Annotated in this window: 21 protein-coding genes and 1 riboswitch; of the genes, 15 read left to right on the top strand and 6 right to left on the bottom strand. The window is 69.2% G+C overall.

The window, feature by feature from the left end:
• Positions 1–36 precede the first annotated feature (36 nt).
• Positions 37–1,347: a cobyrinate a,c-diamide synthase gene (locus tag DM450_RS13570; protein WP_142635623.1), complete on the bottom strand. Its 1,311-nt coding sequence runs from the start codon at positions 1,345–1,347 to the stop codon at positions 37–39.
• A 72-nt stretch (positions 1,348–1,419) separates the two neighbouring features.
• A riboswitch (cobalamin riboswitch) is annotated at positions 1,420–1,630 on the top strand.
• Between the two features lie 273 nt (positions 1,631–1,903).
• Between DM450_RS13570 and DM450_RS13565 the strand changes: the two genes are divergently transcribed.
• Genes DM450_RS13565 through cobU form a run of 8 tightly spaced genes read left to right on the top strand, consistent with a single transcriptional unit; the run spans position 1,904 to position 8,603 of the window.
• Entirely contained in the window at positions 1,904–2,311 is a 408-nt protein-coding gene (locus tag DM450_RS13565; RefSeq protein WP_142635621.1) for a DUF1636 domain-containing protein, read from the top strand.
• A 2-nt stretch (positions 2,312–2,313) separates the two neighbouring features.
• On the top strand, positions 2,314–3,357 hold the full coding sequence (gene cobT, locus DM450_RS13560; RefSeq protein WP_260610416.1) for a nicotinate-nucleotide--dimethylbenzimidazole phosphoribosyltransferase: 1,044 nt from the start codon (positions 2,314–2,316) through the stop codon (positions 3,355–3,357).
• Positions 3,358–3,393: 36 nt separating this feature from the next.
• On the top strand, positions 3,394–3,978 hold the full coding sequence (locus tag DM450_RS13555; protein WP_142635619.1) for a histidine phosphatase family protein: 585 nt from the start codon (positions 3,394–3,396) through the stop codon (positions 3,976–3,978).
• Positions 3,979–3,991: 13 nt separating this feature from the next.
• Complete coding sequence (locus DM450_RS13550; RefSeq protein WP_142637900.1) at positions 3,992–4,717, top strand: adenosylcobinamide-GDP ribazoletransferase; 726 nt, start codon at positions 3,992–3,994, stop codon at positions 4,715–4,717.
• 14 nt (positions 4,718–4,731) lie between these two features.
• Entirely contained in the window at positions 4,732–5,712 is a 981-nt protein-coding gene (locus DM450_RS13545) for a threonine-phosphate decarboxylase (protein WP_142637902.1), read from the top strand.
• A complete protein-coding gene (gene cbiB, locus DM450_RS13540) occupies positions 5,705–6,658 on the top strand; it encodes an adenosylcobinamide-phosphate synthase CbiB (RefSeq protein ID WP_142635617.1) in 954 nt (317 codons plus the stop codon). The genes DM450_RS13545 and cbiB overlap by 8 nt, the downstream gene beginning before the upstream one ends.
• Complete coding sequence (locus DM450_RS13535) at positions 6,646–8,100, top strand: cobyric acid synthase (RefSeq protein WP_142635615.1); 1,455 nt, start codon at positions 6,646–6,648, stop codon at positions 8,098–8,100. Before cbiB ends, DM450_RS13535 begins: the two co-directional genes overlap by 13 nt.
• Positions 8,097–8,603, top strand: coding sequence for a bifunctional adenosylcobinamide kinase/adenosylcobinamide-phosphate guanylyltransferase (cobU, locus tag DM450_RS13530; RefSeq protein WP_142635613.1), 507 nt, complete (start codon positions 8,097–8,099; stop codon positions 8,601–8,603). The genes DM450_RS13535 and cobU overlap by 4 nt, the downstream gene beginning before the upstream one ends.
• A gap of 133 nt (positions 8,604–8,736) precedes the next feature.
• Here the strand turns inward: cobU and DM450_RS13525 are convergent, their stop codons facing one another.
• The 3 genes from DM450_RS13525 to DM450_RS13515 form a co-directional block, all read right to left on the bottom strand.
• A complete protein-coding gene (locus tag DM450_RS13525; protein WP_142635610.1) occupies positions 8,737–10,620 on the bottom strand; it encodes a methyl-accepting chemotaxis protein in 1,884 nt (627 codons plus the stop codon).
• 193 nt (positions 10,621–10,813) lie between these two features.
• Complete coding sequence (locus DM450_RS13520) at positions 10,814–11,650, bottom strand: flagellin (protein WP_142635609.1); 837 nt, start codon at positions 11,648–11,650, stop codon at positions 10,814–10,816.
• Positions 11,651–12,015: 365 nt separating this feature from the next.
• On the bottom strand, positions 12,016–12,966 hold the full coding sequence (locus DM450_RS13515; protein ID WP_142635607.1) for an MJ0042-type zinc finger domain-containing protein: 951 nt from the start codon (positions 12,964–12,966) through the stop codon (positions 12,016–12,018).
• Positions 12,967–13,127: 161 nt separating this feature from the next.
• On the opposite strand from DM450_RS13515, the gene ftsE reads away from it, so the two are divergent.
• The 4 genes from ftsE (at position 13,128) to DM450_RS13495 (ending at position 16,139) form a co-directional block, all read left to right on the top strand.
• Entirely contained in the window at positions 13,128–13,841 is a 714-nt protein-coding gene (gene ftsE / locus DM450_RS13510; protein ID WP_142635606.1) for a cell division ATP-binding protein FtsE, read from the top strand.
• Entirely contained in the window at positions 13,838–14,785 is a 948-nt protein-coding gene (locus tag DM450_RS13505) for a cell division protein (protein ID WP_409529340.1), read from the top strand. The genes ftsE and DM450_RS13505 overlap by 4 nt, the downstream gene beginning before the upstream one ends.
• 29 nt (positions 14,786–14,814) lie before the next feature.
• A complete protein-coding gene (locus DM450_RS13500) occupies positions 14,815–15,366 on the top strand; it encodes a YdcF family protein (RefSeq protein ID WP_142635604.1) in 552 nt (183 codons plus the stop codon).
• A gap of 95 nt (positions 15,367–15,461) precedes the next feature.
• A complete protein-coding gene (locus tag DM450_RS13495; RefSeq protein ID WP_142637896.1) occupies positions 15,462–16,139 on the top strand; it encodes a lysophospholipid acyltransferase family protein in 678 nt (225 codons plus the stop codon).
• Positions 16,140–16,218: 79 nt separating this feature from the next.
• Here DM450_RS13495 and DM450_RS13490 read toward each other — a convergent pair whose 3' ends face one another.
• A complete protein-coding gene (locus DM450_RS13490; protein WP_142635602.1) occupies positions 16,219–17,136 on the bottom strand; it encodes a prephenate/arogenate dehydrogenase family protein in 918 nt (305 codons plus the stop codon).
• Complete coding sequence (locus DM450_RS13485; RefSeq protein ID WP_142635600.1) at positions 17,133–18,260, bottom strand: pyridoxal phosphate-dependent aminotransferase; 1,128 nt, start codon at positions 18,258–18,260, stop codon at positions 17,133–17,135. The genes DM450_RS13490 and DM450_RS13485 overlap by 4 nt, the downstream gene beginning before the upstream one ends.
• Before the next feature lie 407 nt (positions 18,261–18,667).
• On the opposite strand from DM450_RS13485, the gene DM450_RS13480 reads away from it, so the two are divergent.
• From DM450_RS13480 to metW, 3 genes are read left to right on the top strand one after another with little or no spacing between them, the layout of a single operon-like run.
• The gene (locus DM450_RS13480) at positions 18,668–19,792 is read left to right on the top strand and encodes a homoserine O-acetyltransferase (RefSeq protein WP_142637894.1); all 1,125 of its coding nucleotides are present in this window, start codon (positions 18,668–18,670) and stop codon (positions 19,790–19,792) included.
• Positions 19,785–20,240: a GNAT family N-acetyltransferase gene (locus DM450_RS13475; protein ID WP_260609857.1), complete on the top strand. Its 456-nt coding sequence runs from the start codon at positions 19,785–19,787 to the stop codon at positions 20,238–20,240. Before DM450_RS13480 ends, DM450_RS13475 begins: the two co-directional genes overlap by 8 nt.
• Positions 20,237–20,827, top strand: coding sequence for a methionine biosynthesis protein MetW (gene metW, locus DM450_RS13470; protein WP_142635598.1), 591 nt, complete (start codon positions 20,237–20,239; stop codon positions 20,825–20,827). The genes DM450_RS13475 and metW overlap by 4 nt, the downstream gene beginning before the upstream one ends.
• Positions 20,828–21,051: the final 224 nt, after the last annotated feature.

Raw genomic sequence — 21,051 nt, 5'->3', positions numbered from 1 at the left:
TTAGAGAGGCTTGTGTGCGAAAATGTCAACCGGACTTTACCCTCCGGTCCGCGCACTCCTGCCGAACAATGCGGCAATCAGTACCGGAGCCGAGACAAAGTAGAGATGCATGTAGCTGGCGGTAAGTGAACCGCAGCGGAACAGCCGCTCGCCGGCTCGGCCGTCAGGCGTGCGGGCCTGGGCCAGCGGCGCGAGCGTGGTTTCGAGCGTGGAATAGTGGAAGGTGTGCCCGCGCAGGCGGTGTCCGTCCAGAATCGCCTCCTGCATGCCGAGCGCGGCAAGGCGCGACTGCATGCGTGCGCGGCCAGGCAGCAGGCCGAGCAGTTCGGCGCGGTTTTGCTCGGCGTCTTCCAGCGTCTCGCAAGCGTAGAGCATGCCTCCGCACTCGGCCAGGATCGGCTTGCCTGCCGCGTGATGGGCGCGGATCGCCGCCAGCATCGGGGTGTTTGCGGCAAGGCGGGCGAGGTGGAGTTCGGGATAGCCGCCCGGCAGCCAGACGGCGTCGCATTCGGGCAGAGCGCGGTCGGCCAGCGGCGAGAAAAACGCCAGCCGCGCCCCCGCGCGTTCGAGGAAGGCGAGGTTGGCGGGGTAGAGGAAGGCAAAGGCCGCGTCCCGGGCGATGGCCACGGTGGTCCCCGCCAGCGAGGGCAGCGGCTGCGCCGGGGCGGGCGCGGCAAAGGCGACCGGCTCCGGCAGCCAGAGCGCGGTTTCGGGCAGGAGGTCCGCCGCGCGGTCCAGCCGTTCGGCAAGATCGGCGATTTCGCCCGCCTGCACCAGCCCGAGGTGGCGCGAGGGCAGGCCGATCGCAGGGTCGCGGCCCAGGCTGCCGAGCCAGCGCACGCCCCGCGGCATGCCCTGCTCCAGCAGCTGCGCGTGGCGGGCGCTGCCGACCCGGTTGGCGAGCACGGCCGTCAGGTCGAGGCCGGGCTGGTAGGTCGCCAGGCCGTGGACCAGTGCGCCGAAGGTCTGCGCCATCGACGAGCCGTCGATCACCGCCATGACCGGCAGGCCGAAGCGCCGGGCGAGGTCGGCGGCCGAGGGATCGCCGTCGTAGAGGCCCATGACTCCTTCGACGAGGATGAGGTCGGCTTCCTGCGCGGCGGCGTGCAGCAGGCGGCGGCATTCCTCCTCGCCGACCATGAACAGGTCGAGCTGGTGCACCGGCGCGCCGCTGGCGACTTCGTGGATCATCGGGTCGAGGAAATCGGGCCCGCACTTGAACACCCGCACCCGCTTGCCCGCGCGGGCATGGCGGCGGGCGAGCGCGGCGGTGACCAGCGTCTTGCCCTGTCCCGAGGCAGGGGCGGCGATCAGCAGGGCGGGGCAGGAGGCGGTGTTGGCCGGCATCGTTGGGCGACTATGGGACTTCACCGCAGGGCGCAAGCTTCGCCCACTTGCCAGCCGTCCGTCCGCACGATAGTTGCCGGCCTCGCGAAAGGTTCCCCGCAAGGGGATGAAAAGGGAACGCGGGTCAGATGCCCGGGCTGCCCCTGCAACTGTAAGCGGCGAGCCGTTCGGCCAGACACGCCATTGGGAAGCAAGCCGCGCAATTGGCAAGGTTTCCTGAGAAGGCGGCCGGACCGGCCCTGACCCGTGAGCCAGGAGACCTGCCCGTCGCGGTCGTTCTTCGTCGGGACAGGGTGTGCCGGACGGACGGGGGAGTTTCCCTCGCGGAGCGACAGCCATTGCTCCGCCGGCCAAGCGCCCGGGCGGGGGACGCGGCCTGTCGCGCGGTGCCCATGCACCGGGACCCTGCCGATCCGTCCTTTGCCCGATCGCCGACCCGAAGGGGCATTCGATGTCGCGAGCGGGAAGGAAACTCCGTGAACTGTCGTGTTCTGGTCAGCCCCATCGGTGCATGCGCCGAAATCGATTGCTGTTTTGGCGCGGGGAGTATCTGCCGATGCTGACCCCGGTCGAGCCCGGCCCTTCGGTGGTCGTCTGCAACACCTGCCGCCTTTCGGCCGATGCGCGCGAGGACGGGCAAGGGCGGCGCGGCGGCGCGCTGCTGGCCGAGGCGATGCGGGCGCTCCAGGCCGAGGATCCCGCCCTGCAGGCGGTCGCGGTGCAGGAGATGGCCTGCCTGTTCGCCTGCCAGCGCCATTGCACCGTGCACATCCGCGCGCCGGGCAAGCTGGGCTACGTGCTGGGCGATTTCGAACCCGGCGAGGAGGCCGCCCGCGCGATTCTCGACTATGCCTTGCGTCATGGTGAAAGCGCCGAAGGGCAGGTACCCTATCGCCAGTGGCCGGAAGGCGTGAAAGGCCATTTCATCACCCGCACTCCCCCTGAAGGGTTCCTGCCCGCATGAGCATGCCCACTGCCTCGGCTACCCCCCCGATGTTTGCCGGCCGCGCCGCCTTTGCCGCCGCGCTGGCCGGTCTTCCCGTCCCCGATGATGCCGCACTGGAGGCGGCGCGCGGGCGCCAGGCCAGCCTCACCAAGCCCGCCGGTTCGCTCGGGCGGCTGGAGGAGATCGCGGTGTTCATGGCCGGCTGGCAGGGCCGGGAACTTCCGCAAGCCGAGCGTATCCAGGCGGTGATCTTTGCCGGCAACCACGGCGTTGCCGCGCGCGGGGTGAGCGCCTATCCGCCCGAAGTCACCCGCCAGATGGTCGCCAATTTCGAGAACGGCGGCGCCGCGATCAATGCGCTGACCGCCGCCTGCGGTGCCGAGCTTGCGGTTGTTCCCATCGATCTCGACCGGCCGACCGGCGACATCACCGTGGAGCCGGCCTTGAGCGAGGGCGAGTGTCTGGCCGCGCTCAACATCGGCGCGGCGGCCGTGCGTCCCGGCAGCGACCTGTTGTTCGTGGGCGAGATGGGTATCGGCAATACCACGCCGGCCGCCGCGCTTTGCGCCAAGGTGTTCGGCGGTGCGGCGCAGGACTGGACCGGGCGCGGCACCGGACTCGACGATGACGGCCTTGCCCGCAAGGCGGCGGCGGTGGCGGCGGCGCTGGCGTGCCATGACGGTGCGCCGCGCGATGCCTTCGAGACGCTGCGCCGGCTCGGCGGACGCGAGATCGCGGCGATGGCAGGGGCCGTGCTGGCCGCGCGCCATTACCGCGTGCCGGTGCTGCTCGACGGGTTCATCTGCTGCGCCGCCGTGGCGCCGCTCATGGCCGACAATGGCGCGGCGCTCGACCACTGCCTGGCCGCCCATTGCTCGGCCGAGGCGGGGCACGTGCGGCTGCTGGACAGGCTCGGGCTGGATCCGCTGCTGCATCTCGGCATGCGGCTGGGCGAGGGATCGGGCGCGGCGGTGGCGACGCAGATCGTGCGTTCGGCGCTGGCCGCCCATGCCGGCATGGCGACCTTTGCCGAAGCTCTGGTCGCCGGAAAGGCGACAGCATGAGGCGACAGCGTGAGGTGGCGGCATGAGCGGGGCTGCATGAACGGCATCCTTGTCCACCTGATGCGCCACGGCGCCCCGCGCGAACCGGGGCTCATGCTGGGGCACCGCGACGATCCGCCGACCCCGGCGGGCGTGGCGCGCTGCATGCTGCGCGCCGAACACCTGGCATTCGCGCAAGTCCTCTCGTCCGATCTGGCGCGGGCGAAAGTCCCCGCGCGGCAGATCGCGCATGCCCGCGGGGCGACGCACCGGGCCGACCGGCGCTGGCGCGAACTCGATTTCGGCGACTGGGACGGGCTTTCGCCGCACGACCTCGACCCTTCGTTGCAGGCCGCCTTCTGGGACGATCCCGATCTCTGCGCGCCGCCGCGCGGGGAACGCTGGTCGCAGCTGTGCCTGCGGGTCAACGAGGCCCTGTGCGGGATCTCCCGCGACACCCTCGTGGTCACCCACGGCGGGGCCATGCGGGCGGCGCTGGCGGTGCTGTTCGGTTTTGATCACCGCCAGATATGGGCGTTCGAATTTGCCTATTGCGCGGTGCTGAGCCTGCGCCTCTGGCCCGATGGCGAAGGGCGGATCTCTGCTGCGCAGATCGTTGCGCTGGATGGCGGCCGCTCATGATCCGGCGCTCATGATCCGCCGTATCGTCCTGGCGCTGCAGTTCCTCACCCGGCTGCCGCTGCCCGCGGTTCGCGCGGGCGAGGCGGACTTTGCCGGAGCCATGCTGTGGTTTCCGCTGGCAGGCGCGGCGGTTGGCGGGGCGGTGGCGCTCGGCTGGTGGCTGGGCCTGCTCTCGGGCGATGGCTGGATTGCCGCGCTGGCCGGGTTGGCGGCGTGGACGGCGGTGACCGGCGCGCTCCATCTCGACGGGCTCGGCGATGTCGCCGACGGCGCCGGGGCCGCCCACAAGAGCGCCGGGGCAGACCGGGAGCGGATCTCGGCGGTCATGGCGGATCCGCATGTGGGCAGCTTTGCGGTGGTGGCCATCGTCCTGCAGCTCGCCGCGAAGCTGGTGCTGCTTCATGCGCTGCGGCCGGGGCAGGTCTGGGCCCTGTTGCTGGTGCCGGTGCTGGCGCGCATGGCGCCGCTTGCCTGGACGCTGCTGCTGGTGCCGCTGCACGAGGGGCTCGGCAGCCTGTTCCGCAAGGCCGTGCAATGGCGGCACGTCATCCTCTGGGGCGGGGCGGCGCTGGTGCTGGCGCTGGCCGTAGCGCCGCCGCTCCTGGCGCTGTTTGCCGCGGTGCCGCTCTGGGCATGGTGGCTGCGCAGCCGGATCGGCGGCATTTCGGGCGACGGCCACGGCGCCGGTATCGAAGTGACCGAGACCGCGCTGCTCGCCGCGCTGGTGCTGATCCGGTGAGCGGCGAGCCGGTGATCGACCATTTCCTCCACCACGGCGGCCGCCTGGCCGAGGCCGCGCGGCTGTTCGGCGGCGCTGCCGAGGACTGGCTGGACCTCTCGACCGGGCTCAATCCCGCGCCGTGGCCGGTGCCGCAGGCGTTCGCTCCGGACTGGCACGCCTTGCCCGATCCTGCTGTGCTCGCCGCGCTCGAAGCGGTGGCGGCGCGGCATTTCGGGGCCGATCCGGCGCAGTGCTGTGCGGTGCCGGGCAGCGAGGCGGCGCTGCGGCTGCTGGCGCGGATCCTCGATCTGCCGGGGCGGGCGCCGGTGCCGAGCTACCGCAGCCATGTCGAGGCCTTCGCAGTGTCTTGTCCCGTCCGGTTTGGCGAGGTCGCGGCGGCGGCGGAAACCTGTGTCATCGCCAATCCGGGCAATCCCGATGGCGTATTGCACTCGCCCGAGGCGCTGTGCGGCTGGGCGGACCGGATCGCCGGGCGTGGCGGCTGGCTGATCGTCGACGAGGCCTTTGGCGACTGCGCGCCGCAAGCCAGCCTTGTTGCGGCAGTGCGGCCCGAGGGCAGGCTGATCGTGCTGCGTTCCTTCGGCAAGTTTTTCGGCCTGGCCGGGGTGCGGCTGGGTTTTGTGCTGGCACCGCCGCCGATCCTGGCGAAGCTGCGCGCGGCAATGGGCAGCTGGCCGCTCCACGCAGGCGCGCTGGCGATCGGCACGGCGGCTTATGGCGATGCGGCCTGGATCGCGGCAACGCGCGCCGAGTTGCCGGGGCGCGCCGCCGCGCTCGATGCCGTGCTGGCGCGCCATGGGCTGGTGGCAGAGGGCGCCTGTCCGCTGTTCCGGCTCGTCACCGGCTGCCGCGCGGCCGAGCTGTTCGAACGCCTTGCTCGCGCCCGCATCCTCGTGCGGCCTTTCGCCGAGTTCCCCGGTTGGCTGCGCTTCGGCGTGCCTGCCGACCCTGCCGCCCTGGCCCGGTTGGATCGGGCCCTGCACAATGGCTGAGCCGACGATCCTCGCCGCCATGGCGCTCGAGGGCGCGCTCGGCTGGCCGTCCAGCCTCCATGCCCGTATCGGCCATCCGGTCGGGCTTTTTGCGAGGATCATCACCGGCTGCGAGCGGGCGCTCAACCGTCCTGCCCGGCCGGATTGGCAGCGGCGGCTGGCGGGCCTTGCGGCGATGCTGGCGCTGATCGGTACGGCGGCCTGCATGAGCGCGCTGGCGGTCCTCGGTGTCCGCGCGCTGGCGGGCCATTGGGCCTGGGCGGTGCTGGCGCTGCTGGCCTGGCCGGCGCTGGCCGCACGCAGCCTCGACGATCACGTGTCCCCGGTGCTGGCGGCGCTGGAGGCGGGCGACCTGGTCGCCGCGCGCCGCCGCGTCGGCATGATCGTCGGGCGCGAGACGCGGGAACTCGACGAGGCCGGGGTGGCCCGCGCCGCGATCGAGAGCCTTGCCGAGAGTTTTTGCGACGGTGTCGCAGCGCCGCTGTTCTGGCTTGTGCTGGGCGGTCTGCCCGGCGTCTGGGCCTACAAGGCGATCAACACGGCGGACAGCCTGATCGGCCATCCCGAGGAGCCGCTGCGCGCTTATGGCTGGGCGGCGGCGCGGATCGACGATCTGGTCAACCTGATCCCGGCGCGGCTGGCGGGGCTGCTGCTTTGCCTGGTTGGCGGGGGCGGCTGGGGCACCATGCTGCGCGACCATGCGCTGCATGCCTCGCCCAATGCCGGATGGCCCGAGGCGGCGATGGCAGGCGTGCTCGGCGTGAGGCTGGCGGGGCCGGTGCGGTACGACGGTGTAACGGCCGAAAAGCCGTGGATCGGCCGGGAGGGCGGCGAGGCGGGGGCCGCCGACTTGCGGCGGGCGCTGGGCGTCTATCGGCGCGCCTGCGCGGTGCTGGCATCAGGGGCATTGATCTTGGGAATCGCGGGGAGCGCATGGCAGGTTTGATGTTGCAGGGGACCGGCTCGGACGTCGGCAAGTCGGTGCTCGTGGCGGGGCTGTGCCGGGCCTTGTCCAATCGCGGGCTCAAAGTGCTGCCGTTCAAGCCGCAGAACATGTCCAACAACGCCGCCGTCACCCCCGAGGGCGGTGAGATCGGCCGCGCTCAGGCGCTCCAGGCGCTGGCGGCGCGGGCGCCGCTGCATGTCGACATGAACCCGGTGCTGCTCAAGCCCCAGGCCGACTGCACCTCGCAGCTGGTTGTTCACGGGCAGGTGCGCGGCACGCTGGGAAGCACCAATTTCCGCGAGGCGCGGCGCACTCTGCTGCCCGAAGTCATGGCCAGCTACCGGCGGCTGGAGGCGCGCTGCGACCTCGTGGTGGTCGAAGGCGCGGGCTCACCTGCCGAGATCAACTTGCGCGCGGGCGACATTGCCAACATGGGTTTTGCGCGCGAGGCCGACGTGCCGGTCGTGCTGATCGGCGATATCGACCGCGGCGGGGTGATCGCCTCGCTGGTCGGCACCCGCGCGGTGATCGCGCCTGACGATGCCGCCCAGATCCGCGGTTTCCTCATCAACAAGTTTCGCGGCGATCCGGCCCTTTTCGCGGACGGCTATGCCGCCATCGCGCAGCGTTCGGGCTGGCGCGGCTACGGCGTGCTGCCATGGCAAAGCGCGGTCGGCCGCCTGCCGAGCGAGGATGCCGTGGTGCTCGAACGCGGGCTGGGCGGCGCCTCGGGAAAGTGTCTCGTGGCCTGCCCGATCCTGCCGCGCATCGCCAATTTCGACGATCTTGATCCGCTCCGGCAGGAAAGCGGCGTGGAGGTGGCGATGATCCCGCCGGGCACGCCGATCCCGGCCGAAGCGGCGCTGATCGTGCTGCCGGGCTCCAAGGCGACAATGGCCGATCTCGCGTTCCTGAGGGCCGAGGGCTGGGACATCGACATCCTGGCGCACTATCGGCGCGGCGGCATGATCCTGGGTATCTGCGGCGGATTCCAGATGCTCGGCAGGACTATCGCCGACCCGCTGGGGATCGAGGGCCAGCCCGGCGAGACGGCCGGGCTCGGCCTGCTCGACGTGACCACGGTGCTGGGTCCGGCCAAGGCGCTGCGGACCGTATCGGGCGAGGCGCTGGGCGCCCGCTTCGAGGGTTACGAGATGCACATGGGCGTGACCACCCGGCATTCCGGTGCGCCGCTGGCGATGCTGGCGGATGAGCGTGCGGACGGTGCGCGCGATGCCGCTGGCCGCGTGCTGGGAACTTATTGCCACGGCCTGCTCGCCTCGACCGATCTGCGTGCGCAATTGCTGGCCCGGCTCGGCGCGGCAAGCGACCGGCGCGATCATCATGCCGAAGTCGATGCCGCGCTCGACGAACTGGCAGGGGCCATGGAGGCGCATCTCGACATCGACGGCCTCCTTGCCCTGACGGAGATGGCCCGATGATCAGCACGTTTGTTCTGGGCGGCGCGCGTTCGGGCAAGAGCCGCCATGCGCAAGGCTGGATCGAGGTGGTGGCGGGCCGTCTCGCCTATGTGGCGACCGGGCAGGCCTTCGACGACGAGATGGCGGCGCGCATCGCGCTCCACCAGGCAGACCGGGGCGAGCGCTGGACCACCATCGAGGCGCCGCTCGACCTCACCGGCGCCATCGCCCGCGCCTCGCGGGAGGCGGACGCGATCCTTGTCGATTGCCTGACGCTGTGGCTGTCGAACCTGATGATGGCCGAAATGACGTTGGCCCCGCAGTTCGACGCGCTGTGCCGGGCGATTGCCGATTGCCCGGTGCCGCTTGCGCTGGTGGCGAACGAGGTGGGGCTCGGGCTGGTGCCGGAAACCCCGTTGGGCCGCGCCTTTCGCGACGAGGCGGGGCGCCTCAACCAGCAGGTCGCCGCGGTTGCCGACAATGTGGTGTTTGTCGCCGCCGGACTGCCGCTGAAGTTGAAGTAGCAAAAAGGGCCGCCCCGGGGAACGGGGCGGCCCTTGGAAGATCATGGCCGGTCTTGCACCCAGACCGGCCATGACGTGCGTGGCATCACAATCGTGGAGCGATCGATCCGATGCGGCCGGATCGGAAAGCGCTCTAGAAGTCCATCCAGTCGTCGTCCTGGCCGGTGGCGAGCGCGACGGGGGCCGCCTTGCGGACCGGGGCGACCTGGCTGGTGGTGATCGCGGCCGGCACCGCGCGCGGCGCGGGAGCCGGAGCGGGCGCGGCGGCGCGCGGCTTGTAGCCGGCCACTTCGCCGCTCACCCGGAACATCGCCGCACGGTCGGCCAGCGCGGTCACCTCGCTGTTCAGGTTGCGCGCCGCGGCCGAGGTCTCCTCGACCATCGCCGCGTTCTGCTGGGTCGCCTGGTCCATCGTGCCGATCGCGGCGCTGATCTGGGTGATCGTCGAGGACTGCGCCTGGTTGTCGGTGGCGATGTTGCTGAGCAGCGAATGCACCTCGGAAACGTCGCCCGAGATGTTCTGCAGGGCGCCGTCGACCCGCTGCACCGCTTCCACGGCGGTGCCGATGTCGGTCTGGGTTGCGGTGAGCTGTTCGCGGGCGCGCTTGGCTTCCTCTTCCGAGCGCATCGCCAGCGCCGAGACGAGGTCGGCCACGACCGCGAAACCGCGGCCCGCATCACCGGCCCGGCCCGCCTCGACGGCGGCGTTCATGGCGAGCACGCGGGTCTGGAAGGCGATCTTGTCGAGGCCCTCGATCACCGAGTCGATGCCCTTGGCGCTCTCGCTGACGCGGCCCATCGCCTGGACCGCCTCGTCGGCGATCGAGCGGCCGGATTCGACCACGCCCATGGCGCCGTCGGCCCGCTCCACGGTGCGCCCCGCCGCCGAGGCGGTGGCGCGCAGGCGGCCGTCCATCTGGGTGATCGCCGCCGAGGTTTCCTCGAGGCTCGCCGCATTGCTTTCGGTGCGGCGGGCCAGGTCTTCGGAGGCCTGGGCGATCTCGCTGGAGCCGGTGCGGATGGCGTGGGTGCTTTCGGTCACCGCGCCGATGAGGTCACGCAAGGCGCCGACGGCCGAGTTGAAGTTGGTCTTCAGTTCGGCATAGGCGGGCGGGAACTCGGCCTTGATCGACTGGGTGAGGTCCCCCTCGCTGATCGCCTGGAGGCTGGCGCGCAGCGTGGTGGTGACCACTTCCTGCTCCTGCGCATTGCGGGCGTCGATCTCGGCGCGCCCTTCGGCGGCAACGCGGAACTGCTCGACCGCCTCGGCGATCTCGCCGATCTCGTCGCCGCGTTCGCGGTAGGGCACCTCGACATGGCCGCCTTCGGCCAGCGAGGTGGTGACATGGGCGATGCGCGTCATCGGCGCGGCGACCGAGCGGTTGATCAGCAGCCAGATCAGGACGATGCCGGCCATGCTGATGCCGGCCAGCGCGATGGCGAGGAAGGTCGCCTGCGCGGCGGTGGCATCGCCGTCCGCGGCCTTGGCGGCAGTGCGCTCACGCAGGGTGTCGATCAGCTTTTCGGTCTGTTCGATGGTGTCGTGCGAGGCGGCCTTGCCCTCCTTCTTGATCATCGCCATCGCGCCGGGGAAATCGCCGCTGGTGCGCAAGTCGAACGTGCGCTTGTTGACGTCCTTCAGCGTCTGTGCGTTGCGGCGCAGCAGGGCGATGTCGGATTCGAAGGCCGGATCGGCGACGGCGTCGAAAGCGTCGATCGACTTGGCCAGCGCGTCTTCACCCTTGGCAAGGCGGTCGCGCAGCTTGGCGGCGTCCTCGGTGCTGGCGGCGTTGTAGTAGCTGTAGACGACGATCCGCAGCTCCTTGACGTCGCTGATGACGTCGACCAGCGCGGACATCCCGCCGATGCCCTTCTCGACGTGGGTCTTCGCGATGTCGTTGAGCTCCCGGGTGGCCAGGTAGCCGTTGATGCCGACAGCGGCGATCATGAGATTGATGATGGAGAAGGCAGCCCACAACTTCTTGGGCAAGCTCCAGTTGTCTAGGAAATCAAGCATCTTGGTCCATTTCCGGCTTGAAAACGGCCGCTCCCCCATTGGTGGGCCATGATTATTATAGAAGGGCGCGGCAGGGCAGCCTCGGCGCGGGGGCCGGGAAACGCCCAAAAAAAGAGGCCGAGGTGGCGAACCACCCCGGCCTCCATGACGTTCCGGCCTTTCGCCTGGGGGCTGAAAAGGCCGTCGGCCTTCCTTAACGGAAGAGCGACAGGATCGTCTGCGGTGCCTGGTTGGCGATCGACAGAGCCTGGACGCCCAGCTGCTGCTGGACCTGCAGGGCCTGAAGCTTCGCCGATTCCTTGGCGAGATCCGCGTCGACGAGGTTACCGATGCCGGTTTCGATCACGTCGCTCAGGTTGCTGGTGAATTCCAGCTGACCGTCGATCTGGCGCGACTTGGCGCCCAGCGTCGAGAGCTGCGTGTTGAGGGCGTCCGACAGCGCGTCGAGGTTGTCGACGGTGCTCGCAGCGGCGGTGGCCGAAGCGAGGTCCGAGCTGCCCGACAGGCCGCTGAGGGTGGCCGAACCGCCGCTCAGACCGCCGATGTTGACGCTGGAGACAGTCAGCAGGTTGCCGGTGTCGAGCGTCTGCAGCGAGCTCACCGAGCCGCCGCTGCTGTCGAGCAGGTTCACGCCGTTGAAGTCCGACGACGAGATGATCGAGTCGATCTGCGACTTGAGGCCGTCGTAGTCCTTCTGGAGGGCTTCGAGCGTACCCGAGTCGGTGGCCGAAGCCGCTTCGTAGGCCTTGGACTTCATGTCGTTGATGAGGTCCGAGATCTGCTCAGCGCCCGAAACCGCGACGTCAACAACCGACTTGGCGTTGTTGAGCGACGAGGTCACCGCGGTGAGACCACCCTGGTCGCCACGCAGGGTCTGGGCGACGGTGTACTTGGCCGAATCGTCCTTGGTCGAAGCAACGTTCAGACCAGTGTTGATGCGGCTCTGGGTGGTTTCCATGGAGCGGTTGGTAGCATTCAGCGACTGCAGAGCAGCCATTGCGCCGGCATTGGTGTTGACGGAAAACGCCATTGGTTCATTCCTTCTTGAATGGTGAGGCCGAGTTCTGCGGCCTGGACCGGAGTACGCCGGTCCGCGTGCGATCCCGTTTCTTCAGGTTCGCATGACTCTTCTAGGAAGCGGGCGCAGTGGTCGGTGCCGCGGGCGCGAATTATTTGACAGGGGCGCGTGCAACACGCGGCAAGATTTGCCGGTCTGGGAACGGGCTGTGCCGAAATGGGCAGCATTGCGCGGGCGCGCGGCAAGGTTCGCAGCACGCGGGGAAAAACCTGCCGCTATCAGGCGGCAGAGTGCCGTGGAGGGCAGGTCGGCGGGGGCGCTCGGGGGGAGGTTCTGCCCGCGGGGCTACCTCGAGGCCGCCTCCGGCCGGTTAGGGGTCAGTCGGGCTTCCAGCCGATCTCGGCGGCGGCGGCGGACTTGGGAATGTCGGTCAGCGCTTCGTTGACGGTGATCGCCTCGCCCGGCTTCAGCTTGCGCTTGGAGGGGACGAGCTCCTTTTCGTAGACGATGCGGTCGCGCTTGTCGCGCAGCGCCACGAGCAGCGAGGGCACGTAGCGGGTCTCGCTGCCGGTATTGCTGATCGTGCCGGAAACCGAGAAGAACTCGCTGCCATCGGGCAGGGGCTTGCGGTCCTGGCGCTTGCGCGGGAAGTCCAGCTGGAGGTCGGCGGGGGCCTTCGAGAAGGTCTGCGTCGGGATCGGCAGCCAGTCGGGCAGGCCGCCGAAAGCGACCGCGCCGGTCAGTGCCAGCGTCGCCCCGGCAAATACCACCGAGGCGATCGTCGCCAGCTTGGCCCAGTTGCGGCGCGGGCGGAACGGCGGCGCGAAATCGAAGCTCGACGGCCCCTCGTCGGCATAGTGCGGCGCGGTGGTGTCGTCGTAGTAACCGGCAGCCTTGCGCGCGGCGGATGCGGTGCCGACCGGCGCGGCGACCGGATCGCTTTCCGGTTCCGGCGCGGCTTGCGGTGCGGGCGCGGCCGGGGCGGGCACCCGCACGGCGGGCATGCGCGGCGGGGTCGAGAAGCCCGGCGCGGGCTCGGCGGCATGGCTATAGGCAGGCTGCGCGGGGGCAGGCTGTGGGGGGGCGGCCTGAACTGCGGCAGGAGCGGCCTGCGCGGCCACGGGTTCGGGTCGCGCGGCGGCCGGTTGCTGCGGTGTTGCCGGGACTGCAGCCGCGGCGCCGGCCGTCTCCATCGCGCCGTCGATGGCGGGGCCTTCCTGGAACCAGCTGTGGCGACACTTGGCGCAGCGCACGGTGCGGCCATCGATACCGACCGCGCTGTCCGGCACGGCATAACGCGTAGAGCAAGCGGGGCAGGCGATAATCATGGTCTCGAAACTATAAGCACGACTGACTCGCCCCCGACAAGCGCCAGACCTGTGGGCACAGGCCGGAGCGCTCTTTTTTCCACACTGAATGCGGGTTAGGTGTGGATAGTCGCCCGTTCGGATCGACTTGTCCCCTGATTAGGCTTTTAGACCAGACGAGCATGACCGCGGACGGCGAAATCATCCATTTTGACAATGTCGGCCTGCGCTATGGCACCGATCGCGAGGTGCTGAGCGACCTGACCTTCACGCTGTTCGCCGGACGTTTCTATTTCCTCACCGGGGCGAGCGGGGCCGGCAAGACCTCGTTGCTGCGGCTGCTCTATCTCGCCCAGCGCCCCTCGCGCGGGGCGATCCGCATGTTCGGCACCGATGCCATCACCTTGCCGCGTGCGCGCCTGCCGGTGTTGCGGCGGCGGATCGGCGTGGTGTTCCAGGACTTCCGCCTGATCCCGCACTTGTCCGCCTTCGACAACGTGGCGCTGCCCTTGCGCGTCGCCGGGCATCAGGAGCGCGACATCTTCGGGCCGGTGCGCGACATCCTCGAATGGGTGGGGTTGGCCGATCGGCTGGATGCGCGGCCTGCCACGCTTTCGGGCGGCGAACAGCAGCGCGTCGCCATCGCCCGCGCGGTGATCGCCCGGCCCGCGATGCTGGTGGCCGACGAGCCGACCGGCAACGTCGATCCCGAGATGGCGCAAAAGCTCATGCGTCTGTTCGAGATGCTCAACCGGCAGGGGACGACGGTGGTGGTCGCCACCCACGATCTCGACCTGCTGCGCAAGGTGTCGGACAGCCTGATCATGCGGCTCGATCGCGGGCGGCTTTCCGATCCCACCGGAGCGCTGCGCTATCCGCCGAGGAAACCGGCATGATCTTCGCCAAGACCCCAACGGACGGCGCCCCCCGCCTCGGCTGGCGGCGGCTGGGCGTGCGCAGTGCCGAACTGGTGCCGCAGGCGCGCATGGCAGGGCCGATGCCCTGGGTGATCGCGATCATGGTGGCGCTGACCGCCATCGCGCTTGCCGCCGGTCTTGCCATCGGCAATGCGGTAACGTCCGCCCGCGCCGAGATCGAGGGCGGGGTGACCGTCCAGCTGCTCGAACCGCGCGCGGACGTGCGGGCGCGCGAGACCCGCGCGGCGATCGATGCCCTGAAGCGCCAGCCGCGCATCGCCGGGCTCAGGCAGGTTCCCCAAGCCGAGCTCGATGCGCTGATCGAACCCTGGCTGGGTACCGAGATCGCGGCGCCCGGCAGCACCAGCTCGGCCATCCCGGTGCCCGCGCTGATCGACGTGCGGCTGAACGGCGCCGCAACGCCCGAGCGGCTGAAGGCGCTGGAAACGGCGCTGGCCCCGGTTGCCCCCTCGGCCCGCATCGATGCCCAGGCCAGCTGGCTGAAGCCGGTGTTCGACGCGATGGTCTCGCTGCAGGTCCTGGCGATCGCGCTGGTGGCGCTCTTGGCCTTTGCACTGGCGGCGGCGGTCCTGCTGGCGGCGCGCTCGGCGCTCGGGGCCAACCGCGAGGTGATCGAGATCGTCCACTTGCTCGGCGGCACCGATGCCCAGGTCGCGCGGGTGTTCCAGCGCTCGATCGGGCTCGACGCGGCGGGCGGCGGCGCGGTCGGGCTGGCGCTGGCGATGGTGGTGATCCTCTCGATCGGGCGGCGCTTCGGCGGCCTCGGCGCCGGCATGGTGGACAGCGGCGCGCTGGTGTGGACCGACTGGCTGCTGCTGGCGCTGGTGCCGCTGCTCTCCACTCTGCTGGCGATGCTGACGGCGCGTTTCACAGTGCTGCATGCCTTGCGCAAGATGCTATAGTGCCCACGGATTTGTAACGTAGCTCGCTCATGTTCCGTCGTACCGCTGCCTTCCTGCTGCTGTTCTGGCTGTTCGGCTTCATCTGGTTTGCCGTTGCGCTGCCGGATCCCCTGCCGCTGTCCGAACGCACCGATGCCGTGATTGTGCTCACCGGCAGCCGCGGGCGGATCGAGCGCTCGCTGGCGGTGCTGGCCCACAAGGGCGCGCCGCGCCTGCTGATCTCGGGTGTCGACCGCGAGGTGCGCCCCGGCGAACTGGCGGCCGAGTACCGCATTCCCGATGCGCTGATGAAGTGCTGCATCACGCTGGGGTACGAGGCCTACGACACCCGCTCCAACGCGCTGGAAGCGGAAGACTGGATCATCCGCCACAAGGTCCGCTCGGTCCGGCTGGTCACTGCCGACTGGCACATGCGGCGCGCCGCCTACGAACTGGCGCGCGAACTGCCCAAGGGCGTGCTCATCCGCGCGGACGCGGTGCCCTCGCACCCCAGCCTCGGCATCCTCTTTCTCGAATTCCACAAGTACATCGGGCGCATGGCGCTCGATACCTGGAACAGCCCTCCCTGGAAGAAATCTTGACCCGCAATTCGCCTGAAATCACGCCGGACACGCCTGCCACCCCGCTCGACGTGATCCGCAGCCTGGTGTTCTACCTGGTGTTCTATCCCGGCACGATGGTCTGCGTGATGCTGGTCTGGCTGGCCTCGCTGATCGGCGACGGGCCGATGCGCGCGCGGGTGCGCGGCTGGGCACATTTCCACCGCCTGTGCTGCCGCTGGATACTGGGCATCGGGCTGCGGATCGAGGGCGAGGTCCCGGAAGGCGGCGTGCTGGTGGCGCTGCGCCACGAAAGCTTCTTCGAGGCGATCGACCTGCCCATGCTGCTGCGCCTGCCGGTGCCGTTCCCCAAGGCGGAACTGATGGGCATTCCCGGCTGGGGCTGGGCGGCAAGCCACTACGGCGCCGTCACCGTCTCGCGCGAGGAAGGGGCCAAGGCGCTCAGGGCGATGGTTTCCTCGGCACGCGGTTTTGCGGCGCAGGGCCGCCCGCTGGCGATCTTCCCCGAAGGCACCCGCGTGGCCAGCGGTGTCGCGGTGCCGCTGCAATCGGGCTTTGCCGGGATCTACAAGCTGGTGAACCTGCCGGTGGTGCCGGTGGCGGTGGATTCCGGGCGGTTCTACCATCGGCGCTGGAAAAAACCCGGCACCGTGGTGATGCGCTTCGGCACGCGCATCGAGACCGGCCTCCCGCGCGAGGAGATCGAGACGCGCGTGCAAGCGGCGATCAATGCCTTGAATCCGCACTATTCGGCGGCAGAGGGGTCGGCGGCAAAGGGGTCGGCGGAAGGCTGAGGGGCCTCCGGCCGAGAACCGGGGGCCTATTCAGGCAGCGGCACCCGGACGCGTGCCGCGCAGGCCTGCCATTTGCCGGTTACTTCTCGTTTTCGTGATCGTTGCGGCCGAAGTCGGGGCGGGAATCGTCCTGCCCTTCCTCGATGATCGAGCGGCGGATCGCGCGGGTGCGCTTGAACTGGTCGAACAGCATGTCGCCGTCGCCCACGCGGATGGCGCGTTGCAGCGCGGTCAGGTCCTCGGTGAAGCGCTGGAGCATCGTCAGCACCGCGTCCTTGTTGGACAGGAACACGTCGCGCCACATCGTCGGATCGGAGGCGGCGATGCGCGTGAAGTCGCGGAAGCCGCCCGCCGAATACTTGATGACCTCGCTCTGCGTCACGTCCTCGAGATCGGAGGCGGTGCCGACGATGGTATAGGCGATGAGGTGCGGCAGGTGGCTGGTGACGGCAAGCACGAGGTCGTGGTGCTCGGGCGTCATGATCTCGACATTGGCGCCGAGGGCCTCCCAGAAGCCGACGAGATCGCTCAGCTTGAGCATGTCGGTGGTGGCAGGCGGGGTGACGATGCACCAGCGGTTGCGGAACAGGTGCGCGAAGCCGGCGTCGGGGCCGGAGTTCTCGGTGCCGGCCACCGGGTGCGCGGGGATCACCATGTGATCGGGCAGCGCCGCGCCAAGGTCGCGGGCGATGGCCTGCTTGCTGGAACCGACATCGCTGACCAGGCAATGCGCGGGCAGCGCCTCGCGCACTTGCTCGGCGGCCATGCCCATGGCGCCGGGCGGTACGCAGAAGATTACCAGATCGGCATTCCGCACGGTGTCCGCAGGCGTTTCGCAGACTTCGTCCACCAGTCCGCGCTCGGCGGCGCGGGCGCGGTGGGCGGGGCTGAGATCGTAGCCGGTGGTGCGGGCGCGGGGCAGGTAGGCCTTGACCGCAAGGCCGATGGAGCCGCCCTGCAGGCCGAGCCCGATGATCGCGATATTGCTGAAGGTCACTTGGCGGCTTCCGCCATCTCGCGAAGACCCTCGGCGATGGCGTCCATGTCTTCCGGCTTGCCGATGGTGATGCGCAGCGCCTGCGGTAGTCCCTGACCCGGCAGCCAGCGCACGATGTAGCCGCGATCGGCGAGGCCATCGAACGCGGCCTCGGCGCTCAGCGCGCCTTCGAACAGCACCAGCACGAAGTTCGCCTGTGTCGGCAGCGGACGCAGCCCGTGGTTGCCGAGCGCGGTCAGCTTGCTGACGAAGCGGGCGCGCTCGTCGCGGTTGTGCACGCGGCTGGCTTCGACGAAAGCATCGTCGGCAAGCGCCGCCAGCGCCATCGCCTGCCCGGTGGCCGAGACGTTGAACGGCCCGCGAATGCGGTTGAGCGTGGCGACCAGCCCCGGCGCGCCGGTGGCCCAGCCGATGCGTTCCCCCGCAAGGCCGAAGATCTTCGAGAAAGTGCGCGTCACCAGCACATTGTCGTGCGCGGCGGCCAGCGCCAGCGAACCGTCGTCATCCTCGGGTGCGACATATTCGCCGTAAGCCTGGTCGAGCACCAGCAGCACGTCGGCCGGAAGCCCGGCGTGGAGGCGCGCGATCTCGCCCCCCGGCAGGAAGGAGCCGGTCGGGTTGTTGGGGTTGGCGACAAAGACCACGCGGGTCTTTTCGGTGACCAGAGCCAGCAGCGCGTCGACATCGGTGCCGTAGTCGGCATCGGGCGCGACCACCGGGGTCGCCCCGCAGCGCCGCGCGGCGATGTCGTAGACCGAGAAGCCGTAGCGCACGTAGATCACTTCGTCGCCGAGCCCCGCGTAACCCTGCGCGGCAAGGTTGAGCAGCTCGTCCGAGCCGGTGCCCATTACCACGCGGGCGGCATCGAGCCCGTGCTTTGCTGCAATGGCGGCGCGCAGTGCAGTGCTGTCCGGATCGGGATAGAGCGCCGGGGCCTGTGCTCGTGCCTCAAGCGCGCGGGCGCTGGTGCCGAGCGGGTTCTCGTTGGCCGATAGCTTGATCAGCGGCTTGCCGTCTTTCCCCTTCGACTTGCCGGGCACATAGGCATGGATCGCGTCGATCCACGGCTTGGGCTGCGGGGCTTGGCGCGATTGGTGGGGGGCGATGGTCTGGCTGTCGGTCATGATGGGCGGCCTATTAGCCCAGCAGGCGTGCGAAGGACAGAGGGCGATTTGGCCGGCGGGAACGGATCGATCGGGCGCGGCGGCGGGCTCATCACAATGCTGCGCCGTTCCTGAGCCAAGCTTCCGACATATTACCCCGTCGCCCCCGCGAAGGCGGGGCCCTCGCTAATACTTGTTCTTGTTTGCGGCGTGGCAAAAAGGAAGCGGGTTCCCCGCCTTCGCGGGGATGACGAGCTTTGGTTGGTCGCGTGCCTTGTAAGAATTCCTTTGGATCAACGCCGCTCAGCCTGAGCGGGGCTGGGATGCGGCGGGCAAGGCGCGAAACGAAAATGCGCGTCCACGCACTTTTCAAACCGGCCAGAACAATTGACAGCGGGCAGGGCGTCCCCCACTTGGCTCAGTTCATCATGGCAAGCACGCAGATCACCGACTCCAGTCAGGTTCTCGAACTGACCCAGCCGCTCCCGCTCGATGGCGGGCAGAGCCTTCCCGGCGCGCGCATCGCGTACGAGACGCACGGCACGCTGAGTGCCGCGAAGGACAACGCGATCCTGATCTGCCACGCGCTGACGGGCGACCATCACGTCGTCTCCAACCACCCCAAGACCGGCAAGCCCGGGTGGTGGGTGCGCATGGTCGGCCCGGGCAAACCGATCGACACGAACCGCTTCTTCGTGATCTGCGCCAATGTCATCGGTTCGTGCATGGGCTCCACTGGCCCGGCCAGCCTTGCCGAAGACGGCAAGCCCTGGGGCATGCGTTTCCCGGTCATCACCGTGCGCGACATGGTGCGCGGCCACGTCGCCCTGCTGGACGCGCTGGGGATCGAGAGCCTCTATGCCGTCGTCGGCGGATCGATGGGCGGCATGCAGGCGCTGAGCCTGGCCTCCAACTTCGCCGACCGCACCCGCGCGGCGCTGGTGATCGCCTCCACCGCGCGGCACTCGGCGCAGAACATCGCTTTCCACGAAGTGGGCCGCCAGTCGATCATGGCCGATCCCGAATGGCGCGAGGGCGCCTATTACGATCACGGTAAAGGTCCGGAGAAGGGCCTCTCCGTCGCGCGCATGGCCGCGCATATCACCTATCTGTCGGAAGCGGGCCTGACCGAGAAGTTCGGCCGCCGGTTGCAGGACCGCGAGGAAAAGACTTTCGGCTTCGACGCCGATTTCCAGATCGAGTCCTACCTGCGCTATCAGGGGCTGGCCTTTACCGACCGCTTCGATGCGAACTCGTACCTCTATATCACCCGCGCGATGGACTACTTCGACCTTGCCGAAGAGCATGGGGGCCTGCTCGCCAATGCGTTCGCCCAGTCGAAGGCGCGCTTCTGCCTCGTCAGTTTCGATACCGACTGGCTCTACCCCACGGCGGATTCGCGTAACGTGGTGCACGCGCTCAATGCCGCCGGGTTGCCGGTGAGCTTTGTCGAACTGTCCGCCCCTTACGGGCACGACTCGTTCCTGCTGGACGTGCCGGCGCTCGACCGCGTGGTCGAAGGTTTCCTTGGAGAAAGCCGGCCAAATGCCTGATACCGACATGCCCGATATCGAACTCAGCGATGACACCTCGCGGCTGGATATCGCGCGCATCCACGCCTGGCTGGCGTCGAGCTACTGGACGCCGGGCATCGCGCGCGAACAGGTCGAGCGCCAGATCGCCGGTTCGCACTGCCTTGGCGCGTACCTGCCCGATGGCACTATTGTCGCTTTCGCCCGCGTCATTTCCGACCGCGCCAGCTTCGCCTGGCTGGCCGACGTCTGGGTGGATGAGAGCGTGCGCGGGCAGGGCCTCGGCACCAAACTCGCCCGCTGGTTCGTCGAGCATCCCGAATATGCCGGTGTGCGCCGTTTCGGCCTTGCCACCAAGGACGCCCACGGCGTCTATGCCAAGCTGGGCTTCACTCCGCTGGCACGGCCCGACCGGCTGATGGAAAAGCTTTCCGGTCCCTTCGCGGCGATTCTGGAGCAGGATGGATGAGCCTGCTGCGCCCCGATCTTGCGGTGATCGCCGCCAATGTCGCGCCGGGATCGCGCGTGCTCGACGTCGGCTGCGGCGACGGCACGCTGATGCAGGCTTTGCGTGACGACACGCGCTGCGACGCGCGCGGCATGGAACTTGATTCCGCCGACGTCGGCCTCTGTGTCGGCAAGGGCCTCTCGGTGATCCAGGGCGATGCCGACAAGGACCTGGCCTTCTATCCCGACCAGTCGGTCGATTACGCGATCCTCTCGCAGACCTTGCAGACGACCATGCGTCCCGACGTGGTGCTGGAAGAACTGCTGCGCATCGGCCGCCGCGCCTTCGTCAGCTTCCCCAACTTCGCGCACTGGCGCGTGCGGCTCTCGCTGCTGTGGGGTGGCCGCATGCCGGTGACGCGCCTGCTGCCGATCCCCTGGTATGCGACGCCGAACATCCACCACCTGACCGTCGAGGACTTCCGCGAACTGGTGAGGGAGCGCGGGATCAAGGTGGAAGGCGCCTGGTTCCTCTCGGGCGACAAGCAATGCAGCGCGGCGGCGGCCAACTTCCGCGCCGAACACGCGGTGTTCCTGCTCTCGCGTTAGACGCGTAGGGGCTGAGCGCCCCTTCGCGGCCAAATGCCGCGAAATTCCCCTGCATTCTCAAGCTCGTTGTGGTGGGTTGTCCCGGTGAAAGCCGGGGGTGCCGCGGGCCGCATTCGGCCCATGCGGAGCGATTCGTTTCGCATTCGCACATGAGCGATCTCGCGAGCCGGCAACGCCCCCGCGCCAGCGCCATGACCTTGCAAAACGCCCGAGGCATATGGTCC

The organism is Sphingomonas sp. IC081 (assembly GCF_006874585.1).
Lineage (GTDB): Bacteria > Pseudomonadota > Alphaproteobacteria > Sphingomonadales > Sphingomonadaceae > Novosphingobium.
Note: the sequence above shows the minus strand (reverse complement) of the source record. Positions and strands in the feature narration are given on the sequence as shown.